The organism is Streptomyces sp. NPDC058289 (assembly GCF_042880975.1).
GTDB lineage: Bacteria > Actinomycetota > Actinomycetes > Streptomycetales > Streptomycetaceae > Streptomyces > Streptomyces stoeckheimensis.
The window spans coordinates 43,988-65,534 of the sequence record NZ_JBHVYI010000007.1 but is presented as its reverse complement, the minus strand read 5'-3'; the positions used below and the strand labels follow the sequence as shown (position 1 = coordinate 65,534).

Sequence of the window (21,547 nt, the reverse complement as noted above, 5' to 3'; positions counted from 1 at the left end):
CGCCGGCACTCCTGGACTCCTGGACTCCTGGACTCCTGGACTCCGATCATGTCGTCTCCCGTCCTGCGCCGAGGAGGTGTTCGCGGTGCGCGGCCGCCAGGGCGGCCGTCTCGGTGAAATCGGGGATGCGTCCGGTGCCGCCCCGGCCGGACACGGAGAGGGAGGCGGCCGCCATCGCGTGGGCGACGGCGTCCGCGAGGGTGTCGCCCAGCGCGAGCCGGGCGGTGGCGGTGCCGGTGAAGCAGTCCCCGGCGCCGGTCGCGTCGACCGGGTCGGGGTTGACCGGGACGGGCAGGTACGCCGCCCCCGTGCCGTCGTCCAGCAGCAGCCGGTCGGCGCCCGCGGTGACCGCGACGGTGCGGGCGCCCAGGGCCCGGTAGCGTGCGGCGGCCTCGGCCGGGTCGTCGGTGTCGACCATGGCCAGCGCGTCGGCCGGGCAGGAGGTCTTCAGCAGCCCGGCCAGCGGGGCGATGCGGGCCAGGAGGGTACGTGCCTCACCTCGACTGGTGAGGCGGGAGCGGAAGTTGGGGTCGTAGGAGAGGTGTCCGCCGGCTTCGTGCACGGTCCGGGCGGCGAGCAGGACGGCTTCGCGGCTGCTCGGCGACAGGGCGCCGGCGATACCGCTGGTGATGAGGGCCTTGGCGCCCGTCAGCAACTCCCGCCAGGACTCGACGTGTTCCACGGAGAGGGTGGAGCCGGCGCTGCCGGTGCGCCAGTACACGAACTCGCGGTCGCCCTTGGTGTCGGCGCAGAGCAGATAGGCGCCGTTCGGGCGCGGGGAGCGGCGTACGTGGGAGACGTCCACGCCGAGTTCGGCGGCGCGGGCCAGCAGCGGGACGCTCAGCTCGTCCTCGCCGACGACGGCGAGCAGGGCGGTGCGGGCTCCGGCGGCGACGGCCGCGGCCGCGGCGTTGAGGGCGTCCCCGGAGAAGGAGACGCGGGCGGGGGTGCCGTCGGCTGCGTCCCGCAGGGCCGTCTCGGCGTGGATCTCGACGAGGACCTCGCCGAGGACGAGGACGTCGTATCCCCGCGCCCCGGCCGCGCTCCCGGACCCGGCGGTGCTCCCGCCCGTGTGCCCGGCCCCGCTCACGACCGGCGCTCCGTGCCCGCGCAGTCGCCGCAGCAGGGCTGGGCGAGGTCGGCGAAGACGGCGGCCAGTTCACCCGGGGCGGCGGGCAGGCCGCTGCCTATCCCGACGGCGGCGGCCCCGGCGGCGAGCCAGTCGCGGACCTGGCCCGGCGCGATCCCGCCGGTCGGGATGATCAGGGCGTCGGGGAGCACGGCCTTGAGGGAGCGGATGAACTGCGGGCCGCCCACGTGGGCCGGGAACACCTTCGCCGCACCGGCCGACCGGACGGCCGAGGCGATCTCCCCCGGGGTGAAGCCACCCTCGATGAAGACGGCCCCTCGCTCCTCGGCGACCTCGCGGACCTCGGGGGCCGGGTAGGGCGAGATGAGGAAGGCGGCGCCCGCGTCGAGCGCGGTCCGCGCGGCCACCGCGGTGGTGACGGTGCCGACTCCGATGAGGGCGGGCCGCCCCTGCGCGTCGGCAAGCGGGACGGTGCGGGCCACGGCCTCGGCCCAGCCGGGGGTGGAGGTGGTGAGTTCGACGGCGCGGCAGCCGGCGGCGAGCAGGGCGATGGTGTGGCGGACGGCCTCGTCCGCGTCGGCGTTGCGCAGGACCGGCAGCAGTCGCTGCGCGGTGATGGCCGCATACGGGTGACAGGACAAGAGACCCTCCATTTGTTCCACGTAATGGAACTTAGTATCGTGTAACGGAACACCTAATGCAGACCATACCCATCTCTGGAGATCCCTTGTCCACGGACGAAAGGCCCGAGAACGCAGAGGCCGCAAGCACGTCCCGCGGCGGCCGGACTTCCGCCGCGGGTACGGCGCTGGAGAAGTCGATGCGGATCCTGGAGGCCGTGGCCGCGCCCGGCGGCCCGCACCGGCTCACCGATGTCATGGCGGCGGCGGCCGTGCCGAAGTCGAGCACCTTCCGCATCCTGGCCTCGCTGATCGAGCAGGGCTTCGTACGCTCCGAGGGCGAGAGCCGCTACGGCGTCGGCCCCCGGCTGCGCGGGCTGTCCGCCCTGGTCACCGGAGGGGAACCGGCCAGCATCGAGCGGATCCTGCGGGAACTGCAGGAGGCCACCGGGCAGGCGGTCCATCTCGCCCTGCACAGCGGGGAGACCATCACCTACATCCGGAAGCTGGAGAGCGAGCAGCCCTTCCAGACCGCCTCGCGGGTCGGCATGCGGATGCCGCTGCACACGACCGCGATCGGCAAGAGCATCCTGGCCCACCTGCCCGGTGCCGAGGCCCGCGAGCTGATGGCCTCGTCCGGGCTGCCGCGCCGCACCCCGAACACGCTCACGACGCCGCAGGTCCTGGAGGCGGAGCTGGAAGCCGTGCGGGAGCGGGGGTTCGCCCTGGACGACGAGGAGAACGAGGCGACCATCCGCTGCATCGGCGCCGCGATCCTCGACACCGGGGGCCGTCCGATCGGCGGCGTCAGCGTCACCACCGTCACGTTCCTGGTCTCCCGCACGGAGATCGAGGCCTACGCACCCGCCCTGCTCGCGGCCACCCGGGCCCTGGCCCCGCTGCTGTAGGCCACCCGCGGGCGGCGGTCCGGGCCCGGCTTGCCGCCGGGGCCCGACCTGGCGTCGGGGTCCGGCCTGGCGTCAGGGCCCGACCTGCCGCCGGGGTCCGGTCCGCCGCCGGGGTCCGGTCCGCCGTCGAGGCACAGCCCGCGCTCGGGCCCTAGTCCGCAGACGGAGCCCGGGCGGCGGTCCGGGTGAGCAGTTCCCGGGCCGTCCGCAGGTGCCGGTGGCCCGGTTCCAGGACGGACTCGGCCCGCGCCAGGGCGCCGGTCAGCACCGCGGCCGCCTCGGGGCCCCGGTCCCGGGCGAGCAGGGCGCGGGCCCATTCCAGGCGGGAGTAGAACACGTGCGGATGGTCCTCGCCGAGCACCCGGGTCCGGTCGGCGGTGAGCTCCGCCCAGGCTTCGGCCGCCTCGGCGGTGCGCCCGGCGCGGGCCGCGAGCGCCGCCAGGCTTCCCCGGACGGCGAGCGTGTGCGGATCGTCGGGCCCGATCCCCTCGGCGGCTTCGGCCTCGGCCAGCAGCCGCCCCAACTCGGCCTCCGCATCGGCTGCTTCGCCCGGCCGGAACCAGATCAGGCTGCGCCGTGTCGCCAGCACCTGCGGATGACCTGCGCCGTGGACCCGTAAGCGGTCGGCCAGCAGCCCTTCCAACTGGCCGGCGGCCGCGCGGGGATCGCCGCCTTCTCCGGTGGAGTAGGCCAGCTGGTGACGGGCCGCCAGGGTGTCCGGGTGATCGGGCCCCAGCACCGCCCGGGCGTCCACGAGCAGCTCCGCGAACTGGGCCGCGGCGGCCAGGTGGTTCCCTGACTCCCCTACGAAGAAAGCCAGTTGATGTCTCGCTGCCAAGGTGTCGGGGTGCCTTGGCCCGAGCCGGCCGGCGCGCCTGTGGGCGATCCCGGCGAGATCGGCGGCGGCCCGGCGCGGCTTTCCGGAGTCCCCGATGGCGATGGCCAGCGGCAGTTCGGCGCCGGGGACCCCGCCGCGCGAGGCGAGGCCGAGGGCCTCGACGGCCCGCGCGAGGCGGCCCTCCTGATGGGCGACGAGCCCCATGTCGTAGGCGTCGGCGGGCTCCACCAGGGGCAGCAGCCCGCGCCACAGGTGGTCCGGCACGGGACCGTTGCCCGGCGCGTTCAACAGGTAGTCGAACGCGGTGAATCCGGCACCGAAGTTGCCGATGAGCAGCCCGCTCGTGGCGTAGGCGGCGGCGCAGGCCCAGTCCATCGCCTCCGCGAACGGCTCGGGCTGGAGGTCCCCGCCGCCCCGGGCCGCCAGATAGGGGGCGTGTAGCTCGCGCAGCCACGCGCGGCTCACGGGGCGGCGCAGTCCGGCCCGGCGGCAGTCCACCGCCGCCGCGACCACGGCGGCGCCGCGCGGATTGGCGCCCGGGGCCCAGGCGTTCTCCCAGGCCGCCAGGAGTTCCGGACCGGCCGCCAGCACCTCGGCGACCCCGAATCGCTCGCCCGCGCGCAGCGCGGCCCCGATGCGCGGATCGCCCCGGTGGGCGGCGGCCCGGCCTCGCTCCGCCCTGGACCAGTGCCGGGGCAGCCTGACGACCACCGCCCGGTGGAGCAGGTCGCGCTGGGCCCGCCATGCGTCCCGGTCGGAGCCGGTGAGCCGGCTCTCCTCACGGGCGTCGTAGCGCCGGTGCTCCTGGACCCGCATCGTCGCGATGACCACCGCCGTGCGCAGGGAGGCCAGTTGGGCGGCGTTCAGGCCGCCCCCGCCGAGGTAGTCCTCCAGGTCGTCCAGCCACAGCACGGCGCGGCGCCGCCGCCCGGCGATCCGCACCGCTTCGGGCAGTGCGGCGCGCGAGAGCGGGCGGACGAAGGCGTGCCGCGGGTAGCGGCTGCGGGCCACCTCGTAGGCGAGCCGGGTCTTGCCCGCCGTGGACTCTCCCACCACGAGGACGAAACGGGTCTGGTCCAGGGCTGCACGCAGGGCCGGTTCGGCGTCGCGCCGGATGTACGCGGGCGGGGCCGCCGGGGCCTCGGCCGGGTGGGCTCCGGCCAGTTCGGGGCGGTCCACGTGGCGCAGCAGCGGGACCCGGCCCGCCGCGGTACGGAGCACCTCGCCGGCGGCCCGGGGATCGGCGCTCTCCCCGGGGGGCCGCATCCGCTCCGCGGCGAGTCCGGACAGCGTGGTGACGGCCGCGCCGATCCCGGCGGCCCAGGGCCCCGAGGTCCACACCGCCGCCAACGCCACCGCACCTGCTCCGAGCCCTACCGAACCGAGGTATCCCGCCCAGCCCCGCGCCCGGCCGGATCCCCTCAAGAGCAACGCCGACATGCCGCCCCCAACACGTCCCGTGGGAGCCCCATTGTCACCCCGGGCCCGGGCGGGGGAACCCCAACGGAGCCACTGCGGAGCGATGTTCGTCAGTAAGTTGAGGAAGTGACGAAATTCAATAAGTCCCGAGGTTCAGTAAGTGACGAGGTTCAGTAAGTGACGAGGCTCAGTAAGTGACGAAGATGCGGCGGGCCGGGCCGTCCACCCGGATCCGGCCCCCGACAGGGATCACGATCTGCGGGTCGGTGTGCCCGAGGTCCACGTCGAAGACGGCCATGGCGTCGGGGGCGTACTCGCCGAGGGCCCGCAGGACCGCCTCGCGCTGCTCGCGACGGTAGCGCTCCCGCTCCTCCGCGTCGAAGCGCTGCTCGAAGGACCAGCTCTTCGCCCGGCCCATCAGGAGGGCGGGGAACTGCCGCAGCAGTCCGCGTTCCCCCATGTTGCGCAGGATCCAGTAGACGTCCCGGGCGCTCGGCATGTCCTCCGAGGTCTCCAGGAAGAGCACCCCGCCGGCGTACTCCTCGACGGGCCGGACCGCGCGGTCGGCCATCAGCAGCCAGGAGAGGATCTCCAGGTTCCCGCCCCAGCCGTCGCCCTCGACCACCCGGTCTGCGTTGTGCCAGGTCCAGCCGTCGGCCGGCTCCAGTTCCGGTTCGGCGTCGAAGGTGCGCGGGTCGTCCCAGGGACCGTTGACGTCCCCGCTGGCGCCGGCGGCGGTCAGCTCGTACTCGCCCGAGGTGAACAGCGCCGCCCGCAGGGACTCGGCCGTGAGCGGGTTCATGGCGCCGGGCCGTCCGAGCTCGACCATCACCGAGCCCCCGTGGTAGGCGACCAGTCCGAGGTGCCTCAGGTGCAGGAGCAGGTTGGTGTTGTCGCTGTAGCCGAAGAACGGCTTGGGGTTGGCGCGCAGGAGATCGGCGTCGAGGTGCGGGAGCAGCGTGATCTGATCGTCGCCGCCGATGCTGGCGATCACCACCTTGATCTCGGGGTCGGCGAAGGCGGTGTGGAGGTCGGCGGCCCGCTCCTGCGGCGTCGCGCCCATCTTCCGGGTGGTCGGGTATTCCACCGGTTCCAGCCCGAACTCCTCCCGGAGCCTGCGCAGCCCCAGCTCGTAGGGCTGCGGGAAGAGCGCGGGCAGACCGGCCGAAGGGGAGAGCACCGCGACGCGGTCTCCGGGGCGGGGCTTGGCGGGGTAGCGGGGATCCGTCATCCGATGATCCTAGGAGCGGGCCCGCCCGCCACCGAAGCGGTTTTCCGGGGTCCCTCGCTCCTCTCGGCGCAGGCGGCGGTGTGATCGAATCGGCGGCATGACCACCGAGTTGATACCCGTCGCCGGCGGAGGCCGCATCTGGGCCGAGTGGGCGGGGGACGGCCCTCCGCTCGTCCTGCTCCACGGATCGGTCCACGACAGCCGCCTGTGGGACCACGTCTTCGCCACCCTGGCACGGCACCACACCGTGGTGCGTTACGACGCCAGGGGTCATGGCCGCTCGACGCCTCCGACCGAGCCCTTTCGTTACGAGGACGACCTGCTGGCGGTTCTGGACCGATTCGGCATCCGGACCGCGGGGCTCGTCGGCTTGAGCATGGGAGGCGAGGTCGCGCTCGACTTCGCCCTGGAACACCCCGACCGGGTCCGGTCGCTGACCCTGATCGCATCCTCCGTCGGTGGCCACGAGTGGCCCCGAAGTCCTGAGATGGATGCGTACGCCGCGGCGCACCGCGGATCGGTCGGCAGCCGCATCGCCGAGCTGGAGCTCACGCTCTGGGCGAGCCTGGGCGACCGGGCCCCGGGATTCGAGGTCATCGAGCCCATGGTGCGCGAGAACGCCGAAGCCGGAGCCGCCGCGGAGAAGGGGCACGCCCTCGACCCGGCCGAGGGCGCGGTCGACCGTCTGGACCGGATCGGGGTTCCGACGGTGGTCGTCGTCGGCGATCACGACCACCCCGAGATCGGCGTCATCGCCGACCGTCTCGCCGCCGGCATCCCCGGCGCGCGGCTGGAGGTGGTCGCCGGCGCCGATCACTACCTGCCACTGCGGGCTCCCGGGCGACTTCTCGCACTCCTCCTTGGTTCCGTCGGCTCGCCGAGCCCCGCCGGGTGGTCCGCCGGGCGATCCGCCGGGCGATCGGCGCCGCCCGATTCCCGCCCGCCCACCCGGGCCGGATTCCTCAACCTTCCCTATCAGCCTGCATTCGCACCTCTTAGGGTAGGATCCGGAATCATGAGTGACGAAGGACGCGAGCTGTACTCGGTCGGCGAGGTGGCCGAGCTGCTCGGGCTGCACGTGCGCACCGTCCGGAACTACGTGCGCGACGGCCGGCTCAAAGCCGTCCGAATCGGCAAGCAGTACCGGATCAGCCGGACGGACTTCGAGGCCCTCACGAGCCTCCCCGCCCCGGCCGCCGAGGATCCGTCCACCGCCGGGGAAGCACCGCGGCGGCATCTGGAGGTATCGAGCATCGTGCAGATCGATGCGATCGGTCCCGACGCGGCGAGCCGGCTCGCCAACCTCGTCACGGCGAGCGCGCAGTCGCCGAGGGCCGCTCCGGCCATGCTGCGCGTCCAAACGGTTTACGACAAGGAGCGGGCCCGCATGAAGATCGTGATCCTCGGCGACGCCGCCACCACGGCCGATCTGCTGCACCTGGTCGACGGAGTGCTCGGGCCGGGCAACGACATGGGGAACGACCTGGACCCCGTCACCGGCCACGGTGCCGTCACCGGCCACGACGCGGGGGCGGCGCACCGTGGCTGACCTCCTCGTGGAACACCACGGCGTACCGGTCCTGGTCTGCGCTGCCGACGGCCCGCCCGTCGCCACCGAGCAGGACGCGCTCGACCAGCTGATCGGCGGCGCCTTCTACCGGACCGACATCGTCGCCGTCCCGGTGGAACGCCTGGACGCCGGCTTCTTCGACCTGCGCAGCGGGCTCGCCGGGGCCATCATGCAGAAGTTCGTGAACTACCGGGTCCGCCTGGTGGTCGTGGGCGACCTCGCGCACCACCTGGAGGCGAGTTCGGCCCTGCGCGATCTCGTACGGGAATCCAACGAGGGCCGCCACATCTGGTTCCTGCCCGATCTCGACGCCCTGGCCTCCCGGCTCGCGCCGGCCGGGGAAACGGGGCCGGGCACTGCGGATTCCGCATCCGCGGAACCGTTCGGCGGATAAGCGTTATCCAAGTCCCCCTCGACGGTCTCCCAGGTATTGGGCATCATCGAGCGCCGGTACGGACAGGGACTTTTCTATGAGCACTCAGCACACGGCAGCACTGGTGGCCGCGGCCCGCGCGGGCGATCCCCGTGCCCAGGACGACCTGGTCAGCGCCTATCTGCCGCTGGTCTACAACATCGTCGGTCGGGCCCTGAACGGGTCCGTCGACGTGGACGACGTGGTCCAGGACACGATGCTGCGGGCACTCGACGGGCTGGGCGGCCTGCGCGACGACCACAGCTTCCGGTCCTGGCTGGTCGCGATCGCCATGAACCGGGTACGCGCCCACTGGCAGGCCCGCCGGAGCGCCCCCGGCGAAAGCGGCCTGGAAGCCGCCTGGGAGCTCGCCGACCCGGGCGCCGACTTCGTGGACCTGACCGTCGTACGGCTCCAGCTGGAGGGCCAGCGGCGCGAGACGGCCCGTGCCACGCGCTGGCTCGAGCCCGACGACCGGGCACTGCTCTCCCTGTGGTGGCTGGAGTGCGCCGGGGAGCTGACGCGCGCCGAGATGGCGCAGGCGCTGGAGCTGTCCCCGCAGCACACCGCGGTACGGGTGCAGCGGATGAAGGCGCAGCTGGAGGCGGCCCGGGTGGTGGAGCGGGCGCTGGGTGCCCAGCCGCCCTGCGAGGACCTGCGGGCCATGGCGGCGAGCTGGGACGGGCTGCCCTCGGCGCTGTGGCGCAAGCGAATAGCCCGGCACGCCCGCGCGTGCCTGCGCTGCGCCGGGCTGTGGAACGGCCTGGTCCCGGCCGAAGGACTGCTGGCCGGGCTGGCGCTGCTGCCGGTCTCTGCGGCGCTGCTCGCGGGCGTACGGGCCGCCCTGGACTCCGGCTACACCTCCGCGGGCCTGGCCACCGCCGCTCCGGCGTACGCTCCGGACGGCGCCCCCGCCCCGGACGCCGGCCACGCCGACGACGGCAGTGGCGACAGCGGCAGTGGCGGCAGTGGCAGTGGCGGCAGCAACCTCGAAGCGCAGTTCGCCGCGGCGGGCGGCCCCGGAGACGGGCGCGCCTCGCTGCGCAAGCAGCGCCGCACCCGCGGCCGGCGCCGGGTGATCGGTGGCGCGGTGCTCGCCGCCTGTGTCGTGGGAGGCGGGCTGACGTACCTCGCCACCCGCCCCGGCACCGGCTCCCCCGAGGTGCCTCCGGCCGCGCTCGTGGCGCCGGACTCGGGGACCGCGCTGCCCCCGGAGGCGGCCTCCCCCACCCCGAGCCCCTCGGTGTCCGCCTCTTCGAGTGCCTCGCCGAGCCCCAGCCCGAGCCCGACTCCTACTCCGAGTCCGACCCCCACGCCCACCCCGAAGCCGAGCCCGAAGTCCACCCCGCCGAAGAGCCCCGCCCCCGCCCCGCCGGGCGGCAGCACCGCCGCCCAGGTGATATCCCTGGTCAACTCCGAGCGCGCGAAGGCCGGCTGCGGGCCGCTCAAGGAGGACGCGCAGCTGCGTACGGCCGCCCAGGGCCACTCCGACGACATGGCCCGGCGGGACTTCTTCTCGCACACCAACCCGGACGGTGCGGACCCGGGCAAGCGGACCACTGCCGCCGGATACCGCTGGTCCACCTACGGGGAGAACATCGCGAAGGGGCAGCGGACGGCGGCTCAGGTGATGGATTCCTGGATGAAGAGCCAGGGTCACCGCGAGAACATCCTCAACTGCTCCTTCAAGGACATCGGCGTGGGCATCCACCAGGGCGCCGGCGGCCCGTGGTGGACGCAGAACTTCGGTGCCCGGATGTAGGGCCACCCGGCCCGACTCCGGCCCGACTCCGGCCCGACCCCGACTCGGCGCCCGACCCGGCCTTCGCCACGCTCCGCCCCCGCCCCGCCACGCTCCGCCGCACCCCCGTCTGCGCGATCTCCCCGCAATGATTCAAAATGGGGGCAAGATAGGAGCTGGAAGCAAACCGGCAGATCACGGTGGAGGTGGGGCGCATCAGCAGGCAGAAACTCCGTCCGCACCAGCGCGAGGCCGTCGACGCCGCCGTGCGGGCGCTGGAACTGCCCGCCGGGCGCAGGGTCCCACGGACCGGGCTCCGTACGCAGGTGATCATGGCAACGGGCTCCGGCAAGTCGCTGGTCGCCGTGCACACGGCGGAGGAACTGCGGGCCGGCCGGGTCCTGGTGCTGGTGCCCTCCCTGGACCTGCTCGTGCAGACCGCCGCGGCCTGGCGCGAGGGCGGCCGCACCGGCCGCGCCTTCGCCGTGTGTTCGCTGCGCGGCGAGGACGCGGGAGTGCCCACCACCACCGACCCGGCCGAACTGGCCGACTGGGCGGGCCCGCCCGTCGACCGGGTCACGGTGTACGCCACGTACGCCTCGCTCGGCCTGGGCACCATCGAACGCGCGCACCGCGAGGGGCTGCCCGGCTGGGACCTGATCGTGGTCGACGAGGCGCACCGGACCTCGGGGCGCATCGGCAAGCCCTGGGCGGTGGTGCACGACAACGTCCGGATCCCGTCGGTCCGCCGGCTGTACATGACGGCCACGCCCCGGGTCTGGCAGTCCGCCGAGGGTTCGGCGCCCCCCGAGAGCGACGAGCCCGCCGAGAGCCCCGAGGGCTCCGACCGGCCGGAGGGGGTGCGCGGCCGGGGCGACCTCGTGGCCTCCATGGAGGACGATCCCGACGGGCCGTTCGGCGCGCGCTGCTACACCCTCACCCTCTCGGAGGCCGTCGACCGGGGCATCTGCGCGCCCTACCGCGTGGTCTGCGTGGACGTCAGCGATCCGGAGTTCCAGGCGGCCGTACTGCTCGGGCCGGACGGGCGCTCCGACTCCGTGCGCGGGGTGCGGCTCGCGGCGCTCCAGACGGCCCTGGTGACGGCGGCCGTGAAGCAGGGGTTCCGGCGCACGCTCGTCTTCCACCACCTGACCAAGGAGGCCGAGGCCTTCGCGGCCGGCCTGCCGGCCGTCGCCACACGGCTGCGCGCCACGAGTTGGGCGCCGCGGCCGGTGTACCCCCGTACCGTCTGGGCGGACTGGCTGTGCGGGCAGCACACGGCGGCGCACCGGCGCCGGGTGCTGGGCGCCTTCGCGGACGACCGGGTCGCGGACAAGGCCTTCCTGGGCAGTGTCCGGGTGCTGGGCGAGGGCGTGGACACCAAGGAGTGCGACTCGGTCTTCTGGGCCGACGTACGGGGTTCCATGCCCGACCTGGTCCAGGCCGTCGGCCGGGCGCTGCGCATCCGGCCCGGGGAGGGCAAGGTCGCCTCCCTCGTGGTGCCGGTGCTGCTGGGGCCCGGCGAGTCCCCCGAGACGATGCTGACCTCACGGGCGTACGGGGACCTCGCACGGCTGCTGGAGGCGCTACGGGCCCACGACACCCGGGTCGTCGAGTCCCTGGCGCAGCCCCAGGCCCCGAGTCGGCGCACGGGCACGGGCGGCGCGGAGCCCGTGGGCGGCTCCGGCCTGCGCGGCGGCGCGGAGTCCTTGCTGAGCTTCTCCACCCCGCGCGACCCGGCGCTGCTGGCCGCCTTCGTCCGGCTGCGGGTCCTGCACCCGGAGCACGAGCACTGGCGGCGCGGAGTGGAGGCCGCCCGGATCTACGCCGGGCTCGCCGGGGACCTCAAGGTGCCGTTCGCGTTCAAGGTGCCCGCGGAGGCGGACAAGGACGCGGCTGCCGCGGAGGAGCAGGGAGCCGCGGCTCCGTGGCCGCCGGGGCTGGCCCGGTTCCCGCTCGGCCAGTGGATCGCCGATGCCCGGCGCACGTACCGGCGCGGGGCGCTCGGCCACCGGCGGGTGGCGCAGCTCGACGAACTGGGCATGGTGTGGAGCCACTTCGACGTGGCGTTCGACGAGGGGCTCGCGGCGGCGGGCGGCTGGGCCGCCGAGCACGGTCACCTGCTGCCTCCCGTGGACGCCACCTGGCGCGGCGCCCCGGTCGGGGTCTGGGTGAAGAACCAGCGGGCGGCGGCCCGCCGGGAGGGACCCGGAGCCCTGTCCGAGGAGCGCCGGGAGGCCCTGGAGGCCATCGACGCCTCCTGGTGTCCGTCCTGGGACATCTCCTGGCAGCGGGCCTTCCACCTGACCCGGGTCCACCTGGACGCGGGCGGCCCGCTCCCGACGCGCCCCGGGGAGGCCGTGGTCCAGGGCGAGGACCTCGGCGTGTGGCTGCGCGGCCAGCGCGCGTCCTGGGAACGCCTCGCCTGGGCCCAGCGCTGGCTGCTGGAGCACACCCTCGGGGTGACCCCGGCCGAGGGCGCGGACCGGCCGAAGCCCCGGGTCGCCCACGCAGACGCGTGGGCGGCGCACCTGGAGGCGGCCCGGCGGTTCCACGACCGCGAGCGGCACCTGCGGGTGCCCCGTGCGCACGTGGAGCGGGTCGGCGACCGGGACCTGCGCCTCGGCTCCTGGATCGCCAACCAGCGCGCCCGCGCCGCGTCCCTCACCCCGGAACGGACGGCCGCGCTGACGGAGCTGGGGATGCGCTGGCCGGCGTCCTGAGCGCCGGGGGCGCCCTTCCAGTCGGGCCCGCCCCCGGGGTCAGTGGTGGAAGCCGGACCGGGGCAGGGCCGCGGGGACGGGCTGCGGGTGCGCGATCAGGTGTTCCACGGCGAGGCGCAGGTCGGAGACGAGCAGGGCGATCTGGTCCCGGGTCACCCCGTGCCGGATCAGGACCCGTTGGATGACCGTGTCGTCCCGCTCGGCCGGCAGCGGGTACGAGGGCACCTGCCAGCCGCGCATCCGGAGCCGGTCGGAGAGGTCGTAGAGGGTGAAGCCCGCACCCTGTGGATCGGTGAGCCGGTACGAGACGGCGGGCAGCGCGCCCTGGCCGTCGTAGAGGAGGGTGAACGGGCCGATGGTCTCGATCTCGCGGGCCAGGTACTGGGCGGTGTCGGCGCAGGCCTGCTGGACCCGGCGGTAGCCGCCCCGGCCCAGGCGGAGGAACAAGTAGTACTGGGCGATGATCTCGCCGCCCGGCCGGGAGAAGTTGAGGGCGAAGGTGGGCATGTCCCCGCCGAGGTAGTCCACGGAGAAGACGAGGTCGGCGGGGAGCAGGTCGGCGGTGCGCCAGACGATCCAGCCGACGCCCAGCGGGGCCAGGCCGTACTTGTGCCCGGAGGTGTTGACGGAGGCCACCCGCGGCAGCCGGAAGTCCCAGACCACGTCGGGGTGGAGGAAGGGGGCCACGAAGCCGCCGCTGGCGGCGTCCACGTGGATCGGCACGTCCCAGCCGTGCTCGGCCTGGATCCGGTCGAGTTCGGCGGCGATCTCGGCGACGGGCTCGTAGACGCAGGTGTAGGTGACGCCGAGGATGGCGACCACGCCGATGGTGTTCTCGTCGACGTTGGCGGCGAGCTGCTCGGGGCGCAGGCCGGTGGCTCCGGGCAACAGGGGGAGCTGACGGAGCTCGACGTCGAAGTACCGGGCGAACTTCTCCCAGCAGACCTGGACCGGCCCGCACACCAGGTTCGGCCTGTCGGCGGGCAGCCCGGCGGCGCGGCGGCGCTCGCGCCAGCGCCACTTGAGGGCGAGGCCGCCGAGCATGGCGGCCTCGCTGGAGCCGGTGGTGGAGCAGCCGGTGCCGGTGGTGCCGGCGGGGGCGTTCCACAGGTCGGCCAGGATGTTGACGCAGCGGGCCTCGATCTCGGCCGTCTGCGGGTACTCGTCCTTGTCGATCATGTTCTTGTCGAGGCACTCGTTCATCAGCCGGTGGACCCCGTCGTCCGACCAGGTGGTGCAGAAGGTGGCCAGGTTCTGGGCGGCGTTGCCGTCGAGGAGCAGCTCGTTGTGGAGGAGCTCGTAGACCACCTCGGACGGCGAGTGGTCTTCGGGCATCCGGTACTTGGGGAGGATCTCGCCGCTGAGGGCGGACGCGAACACGTCCGTCTCGGCGTCGCGGGCACGCAGGTCCTTCGTCTCATGGAGAGCCATATCGGGACTATAACGGGATGTAACGGGACAGATCGCCTCGAAATCCACTTCGGAGCACCTCTCGGACCGGACCCCGGAGGCAATGTCAGATGCGGCTTCCGGCCGACTCCGCGGTGTGATCCCTTCCATAGCCACCCCGTGCTACCGAAAGATTTCCTGTCCGTTAAGCTTTTTCACACAGGTCTTCCCGTCCGGGCCGCTGGAGCCAGTCCGGACGGGAAGATCATCCAACTAGTTCGACCGGCAACTTATCCGCGCATGTCCGGATAACGGCCCTGTGTTCTCTGCGCCCTGATACCTCTTCGGGCCATGAACAAGATCACCCGCCGACAGGCCTTAGGCGCCACTGCCGGCGCACTCACCGCCCTCGGCCTCGCCGGCGCCACCGCGCACGCAGCCGTCACCGGATCCCGTACCGCCGCACCCGCCGGGCCCGCAGGCCCCTCGGGAATCACAGACGAGGTCTACCAGGGCCGCCGCATACGGATAGTCCCCGCCTCGGGCGGCGGGGACGACCACGGCGGCCACCACGGGGGCCACCAGTCCCCCGGTCAGCCGACCGTCCTCATAGACGGCCGCGAACTGCACGTGATGCGGAACGCCGACGGCAGCTGGATCAGCGTGGTCAACCACTACGAGACCTTCTCCGGCCCGCTCCCCCTCGCCCGCGCCGCCGTGCGCGAGCTCCAGGGCGCCGCCCTCGTCCCGATGGGCGGCATGTGATGACCATCCGCAAGAACCAGGCCTCGCTCACCTCCGAGGAGAAGAAGGCCTTCGTCGCGGCGCTCCTCGAGCTCAAGCGCACCGGCCGCTACGACCGCTTCGTCACCACGCACAACGGCTTCATCATGAGCGACACCGACTCGGGTGACCGGGTCGGCCACCGCTCCCCCTCCTTCCTGCCCTGGCACCGCCGGTTTCTGCTGGAGTTCGAGGCGGCGCTGCAGGCGGTGGATCCGTCGGTGGCCCTGCCCTACTGGGACTGGACGGCCGACCGGACCGCCCGCTCCTCCCTCTGGGCCGCCGACTTCCTCGGCGGCACCGGACGGGCCCGGGACGGGCAGGTGCTCGACGGACCGTTCGCGTACGCGACGGGCAAGTGGGAGATAGCCGTACGGGTCGACGGGCGCTCCTACCTGCGCCGCGCGCTCGGCACCGGCGTGGCCCAACTGCCGACCCGGGCCGAGGTGGACTCCGTCCTCGCCATGCCGGTGTACGACGCGGCGCCCTGGAACAGCTCCTCAGGCGGCTTCCGCAACAACCTGGAGGGCTGGCGCGGGGCCAACCTGCACAACCGGGTGCACGTGTGGGTGGGCGGCCAGATGGCCACCGGGGTCTCCCCCAACGACCCGGTGTTCTGGATGCACCACGCCTTCATCGACAAGCTGTGGGCCGACTGGCAGGCGCTGCACCCGCAGTCGACCTACCTGCCGGCGGCCGGCACCCCGAACGTCGTGGACCTCAACGACACCATGCGGCCGTGGAACGACGTGACCCCGGCCGACATGCTGGACCACCGGAAGTTCTACACCTTCGACACCGAGCCGGCCCCGGTACCGGCCGGGGCCGCCGCCAGCCAGCGGTAGTGCAGTTCGGGGCGGCCGACCTGGCCGTACCGGGGGGTGCGGTCCGCGCGGCCGGTGTCCACCAGGTGCTCCAGGTACCGGCGGGCGGTGATCCGGGAGATCCCGGCCGCCTCGGCCGTCCCGCCCGCGGTCAGCCCCTCGGGGGCCGCCCGCAGCAGGGCGGCGACCCGGTCCAGGGTCGGCCCGCCGATGCCCTTGGGTAGTTCGGCCGGCCGGGGTGAGCGCAGGGCCGCCATCGCGCGGTCCACATCGTCCTGGCCGGCCGCCTCGCCCGCCGCCGTCGCGCGGAACTCGGCGTAGCGCAGGAGCCGTTCGCGCAGGGTGGGGAAGGCGAAGGGCTTCAGTACGTACTGCACCACCCCGAGCGAGACGCTCTCGCGGACGACCCCCAGGTCCCGCGCCGAGGTCACCACGACCACGTCGGCGGGGTGGCCCGCGGCCCGCAGTCCGCGCGCGAAGCGCAGCCCGTGGCCGTCGGGCAGGGTCAGGTCGAGCAGCAGCAGGTCGATCCGGGTCCGCTCCAGGACCCGGGTGGCCTCGGCGAGGGAGTGTACGACCGCGACGGCGGTGAAGCCGGGCACCCGCCCGACGTAGAGCGCGTGCGCGTCGGCGGCCACCGGATCGTCCTCGACGACGAGGACCCGCACCTCGGGCGTGCTCACGCGTCCGCCTCCCCGCGCGCCGGCAGTCGTACGGTGAACCGCGCGCCCCCGTCCGGCAGTTGGTCGGCGTCCGCGCTTCCGCCGTGCCGGTGGGCCACCTGCCGCACCAGCGCGAGGCCCAGACCCCGTCCCTCACCCTTGCCCGACCAGCCGCGCCGGAACACGTCCGCGCCCTCGGGAAGTCCGGGGCCGTTGTCGGCCACGCCGATCAGCACCCCGCGCCCGTGGGGCCCGGCCGGGCCGTCGGGGCGGATGGTGACGGAGATCCGGCCGCCGGGCACGCCGGTGAGGGCGTCGACGGCGTTGTCGACGAGGTTCCCGAGGACGGTGACGAGGTCCCGCGCGGGCGGGCCGCAGGGCCCGGCGCCGATGGCTCCGCTGTCCGGGGTGACGACCAGCTCGACCCCCCGTTCGTGGGCCTGCGCGGCCTTGCCGAGCAGCAGGGCGACGAGCACGGGCTCGCCGACGGCGGCGATCACCTCGTCGGTCAGGGCCTGGGCGAGGGACAGTTCGGCGGTGGCGAACTCCACCGCTTCCCGGCTGCGGCCGAGTTCGATGAGGGAGACCACGGTGTGGAGCCGGTTGGCCGCCTCGTGGGCCTGCGCGCGCAGCGCCCGGGTGAATCCACGTTCCTGGTCCAATTCCCCGGTCAGCGACAGCAGTTCGGTGTGGTCGCGCAGGGTGATCACCGTGCCCCGGCGGCCGCCGCCGGCGACGGGCGCGCTGTTGAGCACGAGCACGCGGTCCACCGTCAGATGGACCTCGTCCACCCGGGGCCGGTCGGAGAGCAGGGCCCCGGTGAGCGGGGCCGGCAGGCCGAGGTCGGCGGCCGCGGTCCCCTTGACCTCCCCGCGCAGGCCGAGGAGTTCGCGGCCCGCGTCGTTGACGAGGGTGATCCGGCGCCGGCCGTCGAGCATCAGCAGCCCTTCGCGGACCCCGTGCAGGGCGGCCTGGTGGTAGTCGTACATCCGGCTCAGCTCGGCCGCGTTCATCCCGTGGGTGTGGCGGCGCAGCCGGGCGTTGACGACGTAGGTGCCCGCGCCGCCGAGGGCGAGGGCCCCGCCGGCCACCCAGGCGAGGGCGGAGAGCCGCGCGGCGAGGCGGGCGCTGACCGCGCGGACGGTGATGCCGGCGGCGACCATGCCGATGACCCGGCCGTCGTCGGTGATCGGGGTGACCACGCGGAGGGAGGGGCCGAGGGTGCCGGTGTAGGTCTCGCTGAAGGTCTCGCCCCGCAGGGCGGGGGCGGTATTGCCGAGAAAGGGTTCGCCGATGCGCATCGGGTCGGGGTGGGTCCAGCGCCGTCCGTCCGGAGCCATGATCGTCACGAAGTCCACGCCCGCGTCGATGCGGACCCGCTCCGCGTAGGGCTGCAGGGCCGCGGTGGGGCCCCCGGGGTCACCTGCCCCGCGCCCGGTTCCCCGTACGGCTTCGGGGACGGGCTCCCCTCCCCCTTCACTAGCGCCCTCCTGCCGCTGCGCACGCGCCGCGTCCCGCACCGACGGGGAGTCCGCGACCGCGCGGGCCACCGCTCCGGCCTGGCGCCGGGCGGCCTCTTCGGCCTGGTCTCGGGCGGTCGCGTACGCGAAGACGGCGCAACCGGCGACGACCGCGGCGACCAGCACCACCTGCATGGCGAAGAGCTGGCCGGCGAGGCTGCGCGGCGGCCGGGGAAAGCGGAACATGGCGCTCAGTGTGCACCCGGGCGTGAACTCAATGAACGCAAGGGTGACCGGGGTCACAGCGGCGGGCGATGGTCCTCCCGGGACGCCTTCGCCATCGGGGAGGCGAGGGCACTACCAGGAGGCATCGTGGCCGCCAGGCGCGACAAGACGCATTATCTGTACATCGCTGTGATCGGCGCGGTGCTGCTCGGCATCGCCGTCGGGTTCGCCGCGCCCGGCACGGCCGTGGAGCTCAAGCCGCTGGGCACCGGGTTCGTCAACCTCATCAAGATGATGATCTCGCCGGTCATCTTCTGCACGATCGTGCTCGGCATCGGCTCCGTCCGCAAGGCAGCCAAGGTCGGCGCGGTGGGCGGACTGGCGCTCGGCTACTTCATGGTGATGTCCACGGTGGCGCTGGCCATCGGACTGCTGGTGGGCAACCTGCTGGAGCCGGGCAGCGGGCTGCACCTGACCGAGGCGGCCCGGCACGCGGGCGAGGCGCAGGCCAAGGCGGGCGGTGCGGAGAGCACGCCGGAGTTCCTGCTGGGGATCATCCCGACCACGCTGGTGTCGGCCTTCACCGGGGGCGAGGTGCTGCAGACGCTGCTGGTGGCGCTGCTGAGCGGGTTCGCGCTGCAGGCCATGGGAGCGGCGGGCGAGCCGGTGCTGCGCGGGATCGGCCACGTGCAGAAGCTGGTGTTCCGGGTGCTCGCGATGATCATGTGGGTGGCGCCGGTGGGCGCGTTCGGCGCGATCGCGGCGGTGGTCGGGGCGACCGGCATGGACGCGCTGAAGTCCCTCGCGGTCATCATGATCGGCTTCTACACGACCTGCCTGCTCTTCGTCTTCGTGGTCCTGGGCACGCTGCTGCGGCTGTGTACGGGGATCAGCGTGTTCGCCCTGCTGCGCTACCTGGGCCGGGAGTTCCTGCTGATCCTGTCCACCTCCTCCTCGGAGTCGGCGCTGCCCCGGCTGATCGCGAAGATGGAGCACGTGGGCGTCTCACGGCCGGTGGTCGGCATCACGGTCCCGACGGGCTACTCCTTCAACCTGGACGGGACCGCGATCTATCTGACGATGTCCTCGCTCTTCGTCGCGGAGGCGATGGGCAAGCCCCTCGCGCTGGGCGAGCAGATCTCCCTGCTGCTGTTCATGATCGTGGCCTCGAAGGGTGCGGCCGGGGTCACGGGTGCGGGCCTCGCCACGCTCGCCGGAGGACTCCAGTCGCACCGGCCTGAACTCGTCGACGGCGTCGGCCTGATTGTGGGCATCGACCGGTTCATGAGCGAGGCGCGGGCGCTAACCAACTTCGCGGGCAACGCGATCGCGACCGTGCTGATCGGCACCTGGACCAAGGAGTTCGACCGGGCCCGGGCCACCGAAGTCCTCGCGGGGCGACTGCCGTTCGACGAGAGCACGCTCACCGACGACGGACACGAGCAGGCCACCGCCGTACCGGCCCAGTCGGACGGCGCCAAGGACGGCGTAACCGTCTGACGGGGACGCCCCGCGGACCGGCCGGGCAGGGCTCGCCCCCACGGTGCCCAGCCCGGCCGGTCCCGACACCTCGGGCGGGAGTCATTTTTCAGCCAAGATCGGATGAACCGTCTAGCTGTAAAAGGTACTTCCATATCGGGGCACGCTTCTGACATCTTGCGTCCACCACTCGTTTCGTACGGCCCGGTAGGTGCCACCCGCACCGCAGGGCCGTCTTCGGAGGACGCATTGATACCCCACATATCCAGCCGACCTCGACGCACCCTCGTACTGGCGGCCGCCCTGGGCGCCCTGGCCTTCGGGGCACCGGCCGCGCTCGCCGGCACGGCGCCGGTCTCCCCGGCCGGCATCCCCGGCACCTCCGCCCCCGCCAAGGCCCAGGCCCCGGCGCCGACTTCCCAGAGTGCGACCTGGGCTGCCGGCACCCGCGCCTACGTGGTGATCACCGCTGCCGGTGACAGCTCCGCGGTCCGTTCCGCCATCACGTCGAACGGCGGCACGGTCTTCTCGTACTACGACCAGATCGGCGTGATCGTCGCCCACTCGACCTCCTCGACCTTCGCCGCCACCATGCGCGGGGTCAGCGGGGTCCAGAAGGTCGGCGCGACGCGCACCTCGGACGTACCGGCCGACGCCTACAACCCGGCGCTGCCCGCCAACCCGTCCCAGTCGACGACCCCCACGGGCGAGCCCGTGCGCGCCGACATGAGCCAGATCAAGGCCGACCAGGCCTGGGCCGTGACCACCGGTTCGGCCTCCGTCAAGGTCGGCATCCTGGACACCGGCGTCGACGACCAGCACCAGGACCTGGCGCCGAACTTCAACGCCGCGGACTCCGCCTCCTGCGCCTACGGCAAGGCGGACACCCGGGTCGGCGCCTGGCGCGACGTGGACACCCACGGCACGCACGTGGCCGGCAGCGTGGCCGCCGCCAAGAACGGCAAGGGCGTCGTCGGCGTGGCCCCGGGCGTGAAGATCTCCTCGGTCCGCGTGGCCGAGCCGGGCACCTCGCTGTTCTTCGCCGAGAACACCATCTGCGCCTTCGTGTGGTCGGGCGACCACGGGTTCAAGGTCACCAACAACAGCTATTACACGGACCCGTGGCAGTTCAACTGCCCGGACAACATCGACCAGGCCGCGATCATCGAGGGCGTCAAGCGCGCCCAGGAGTACGCGGAGAGCAAGGGCTCGCTCCAGGTCGCCGCGGCGGGCAACGAGAACTACGACCTCGCCAACAAGACCACGGACTCGGCGAGCCCCAACGACTCGACGCCGACCACCCGGACCATCACCAACGCCTGCCTCGACATCCCGACCGAGCTCCCGGGCGTGGTCACGGTCGCGGCCAACGGCACCGGAACCACCAAGGCCTCGTTCTCCAACTTCGGCCAGGGCGTCATCGACGTCGCGGCGCCGGGCAGCAACGTCTACTCCACGGCTCCGGGCGGCGGTTACAGCACCAAGAGCGGTACGTCGATGGCCACTCCGCACGTCGTGGGCGTCGCGGCGCTCATCGCCAGTGCCAACCCGGCCTTCACCCCGGCCCAGATCCGCACGGCGCTGGCCACTCAGGCCAACGACACCGCCTGCCCGTCGGACACCCGCTGCAAGGGGACCACGGCCAACAACGGGTTCTTCGGCGAGGGCCAGGTCGACGCACTGAAGGCGGTCGGCGGCTCGACCCCGCCCCCCGGCAAGTACTTCGAGAACCTCACCGACGTCGCGATCGCCGACAACGCGACCGTGAACAGTGCCATCACCGTCAGCGGAGTGACCGGCAACGCGCCGGCCACCCTCAAGGTGGGCGTGGACATCAAGCACACCTACATCGGTGACCTCAAGGTCGACCTCGTGGCTCCGGACGGCTCCGTCTACGTCCTGAGCAACCGGACCGGCGGCAGTGCGGACAACATCGTCCAGACCTTCACCGTCAACGCCTCCACCGAGGTCGCCAACGGTGTCTGGACGCTGCGCGTGAACGACAACGCCAGCCAGGACACCGGCAAGATCGACGCCTGGAACCTGACCTTCTGATCTTCGGGCCCTCCGGCCTTCCGATCAGTGGCGCCACGGGGGCCATCGGGGAGCGGTACGCCGCACCTCGGTGGCCCCTCGCAGCATCTCAGCGGCCCCTACCGCACCTCGGCGGCCC

16 protein-coding genes and 1 pseudogene are annotated in these 21,547 nt (G+C 73.3%); 10 read left to right on the top strand and 7 right to left on the bottom strand.

Annotated elements, in window-relative coordinates:
• Positions 1 to 46 precede the first annotated feature (46 nt).
• Together ACFVX6_RS05230 and ACFVX6_RS05225 are read right to left on the bottom strand one after the other, a co-directional pair.
• Positions 47 to 1,090 carry a PfkB family carbohydrate kinase gene (locus ACFVX6_RS05230; RefSeq protein WP_389688128.1) on the bottom strand — a complete coding sequence of 348 codons (1,044 nt, stop codon included), beginning with the start codon at positions 1,088 to 1,090 and terminating at the stop codon, positions 47 to 49.
• Positions 1,087 to 1,731 (bottom strand): bifunctional 4-hydroxy-2-oxoglutarate aldolase/2-dehydro-3-deoxy-phosphogluconate aldolase, encoded by a 645-nt coding sequence (locus ACFVX6_RS05225; protein WP_389688126.1) that lies wholly within the window; start codon positions 1,729 to 1,731, stop codon positions 1,087 to 1,089. Before ACFVX6_RS05225 ends, ACFVX6_RS05230 begins: the two co-directional genes overlap by 4 nt.
• Positions 1,732 to 1,817: 86 nt before the next feature.
• Here ACFVX6_RS05225 and ACFVX6_RS05220 point away from each other — a divergent pair, with 86 nt between their 5' ends.
• Positions 1,818 to 2,618, top strand: a complete 801-nt coding sequence (locus ACFVX6_RS05220) for an IclR family transcriptional regulator (protein WP_389688124.1) — start codon at positions 1,818 to 1,820, stop codon at positions 2,616 to 2,618.
• A 151-nt stretch (positions 2,619 to 2,769) separates the two neighbouring features.
• Here ACFVX6_RS05220 and ACFVX6_RS05215 read toward each other — a convergent pair whose 3' ends face one another.
• A complete protein-coding gene (locus tag ACFVX6_RS05215; RefSeq protein ID WP_389688122.1) occupies positions 2,770 to 4,812 on the bottom strand; it encodes a tetratricopeptide repeat protein in 2,043 nt (680 codons plus the stop codon).
• A 250-nt stretch (positions 4,813 to 5,062) separates the two neighbouring features.
• Positions 5,063 to 6,106 carry a S66 peptidase family protein gene (locus tag ACFVX6_RS05210; RefSeq protein WP_389688120.1) on the bottom strand — a complete coding sequence of 348 codons (1,044 nt, stop codon included), beginning with the start codon at positions 6,104 to 6,106 and terminating at the stop codon, positions 5,063 to 5,065.
• A 97-nt stretch (positions 6,107 to 6,203) separates the two neighbouring features.
• Between ACFVX6_RS05210 and ACFVX6_RS05205 the strand changes: the two are divergent.
• The 5 genes and pseudogenes from ACFVX6_RS05205 to ACFVX6_RS05185 form a co-directional block, all read left to right on the top strand.
• Positions 6,204 to 6,944, top strand: a pseudogene (locus ACFVX6_RS05205) (alpha/beta fold hydrolase); the annotation flags it as partial.
• 177 nt (positions 6,945 to 7,121) lie between these two features.
• Positions 7,122 to 7,655, top strand: coding sequence for a helix-turn-helix domain-containing protein (locus tag ACFVX6_RS05200; protein ID WP_389688263.1), 534 nt, complete (start codon positions 7,122 to 7,124; stop codon positions 7,653 to 7,655).
• A complete protein-coding gene (locus tag ACFVX6_RS05195; RefSeq protein WP_389688118.1) occupies positions 7,648 to 8,070 on the top strand; it encodes a DUF4180 domain-containing protein in 423 nt (140 codons plus the stop codon). Before ACFVX6_RS05200 ends, ACFVX6_RS05195 begins: the two co-directional genes overlap by 8 nt.
• Positions 8,071 to 8,146: 76 nt before the next feature.
• Positions 8,147 to 9,850 (top strand): sigma-70 family RNA polymerase sigma factor, encoded by a 1,704-nt coding sequence (locus ACFVX6_RS05190; protein ID WP_389688116.1) that lies wholly within the window; start codon positions 8,147 to 8,149, stop codon positions 9,848 to 9,850.
• Between the two features lie 185 nt (positions 9,851 to 10,035).
• Complete coding sequence (locus ACFVX6_RS05185) at positions 10,036 to 12,552, top strand: Helicase associated domain protein (protein ID WP_389688114.1); 2,517 nt, start codon at positions 10,036 to 10,038, stop codon at positions 12,550 to 12,552.
• Between the two features lie 39 nt (positions 12,553 to 12,591).
• On the opposite strand, the gene ACFVX6_RS05180 is transcribed toward ACFVX6_RS05185, so the two are convergent.
• The gene (locus ACFVX6_RS05180) at positions 12,592 to 13,983 is read right to left on the bottom strand and encodes a glutamate decarboxylase (RefSeq protein WP_389688112.1); all 1,392 of its coding nucleotides are present in this window, start codon (positions 13,981 to 13,983) and stop codon (positions 12,592 to 12,594) included.
• Positions 13,984 to 14,292: 309 nt separating this feature from the next.
• On the opposite strand from ACFVX6_RS05180, the gene ACFVX6_RS05175 reads away from it, so the two are divergent.
• Positions 14,293 to 14,706, top strand: a complete 414-nt coding sequence (locus ACFVX6_RS05175; protein WP_389688110.1) for a tyrosinase cofactor — start codon at positions 14,293 to 14,295, stop codon at positions 14,704 to 14,706.
• On the top strand, positions 14,706 to 15,569 hold the full coding sequence (locus ACFVX6_RS05170) for a tyrosinase family protein (RefSeq protein ID WP_389688108.1): 864 nt from the start codon (positions 14,706 to 14,708) through the stop codon (positions 15,567 to 15,569). The genes ACFVX6_RS05175 and ACFVX6_RS05170 overlap by 1 nt, the downstream gene beginning before the upstream one ends.
• On the opposite strand, the gene ACFVX6_RS05165 is transcribed toward ACFVX6_RS05170, so the two are convergent.
• Positions 15,509 to 16,231, bottom strand: a complete 723-nt coding sequence (locus ACFVX6_RS05165; protein ID WP_389688106.1) for a response regulator — start codon at positions 16,229 to 16,231, stop codon at positions 15,509 to 15,511. The two genes, ACFVX6_RS05170 and ACFVX6_RS05165, sit on opposite strands and share 61 nt — an antisense overlap.
• Positions 16,228 to 17,916: an ATP-binding protein gene (locus tag ACFVX6_RS05160; protein WP_389688105.1), complete on the bottom strand. Its 1,689-nt coding sequence runs from the start codon at positions 17,914 to 17,916 to the stop codon at positions 16,228 to 16,230. Before ACFVX6_RS05160 ends, ACFVX6_RS05165 begins: the two co-directional genes overlap by 4 nt.
• A gap of 126 nt (positions 17,917 to 18,042) precedes the next feature.
• Here ACFVX6_RS05160 and ACFVX6_RS05155 point away from each other — a divergent pair, with 126 nt between their 5' ends.
• Together ACFVX6_RS05155 and ACFVX6_RS05150 are read left to right on the top strand one after the other, a co-directional pair.
• Positions 18,043 to 19,395, top strand: coding sequence for a cation:dicarboxylate symporter family transporter (locus ACFVX6_RS05155; RefSeq protein ID WP_389688104.1), 1,353 nt, complete (start codon positions 18,043 to 18,045; stop codon positions 19,393 to 19,395).
• A gap of 228 nt (positions 19,396 to 19,623) precedes the next feature.
• Positions 19,624 to 21,429, top strand: a complete 1,806-nt coding sequence (locus ACFVX6_RS05150) for a S8 family serine peptidase (protein WP_389688102.1) — start codon at positions 19,624 to 19,626, stop codon at positions 21,427 to 21,429.
• Positions 21,430 to 21,547: the final 118 nt, after the last annotated feature.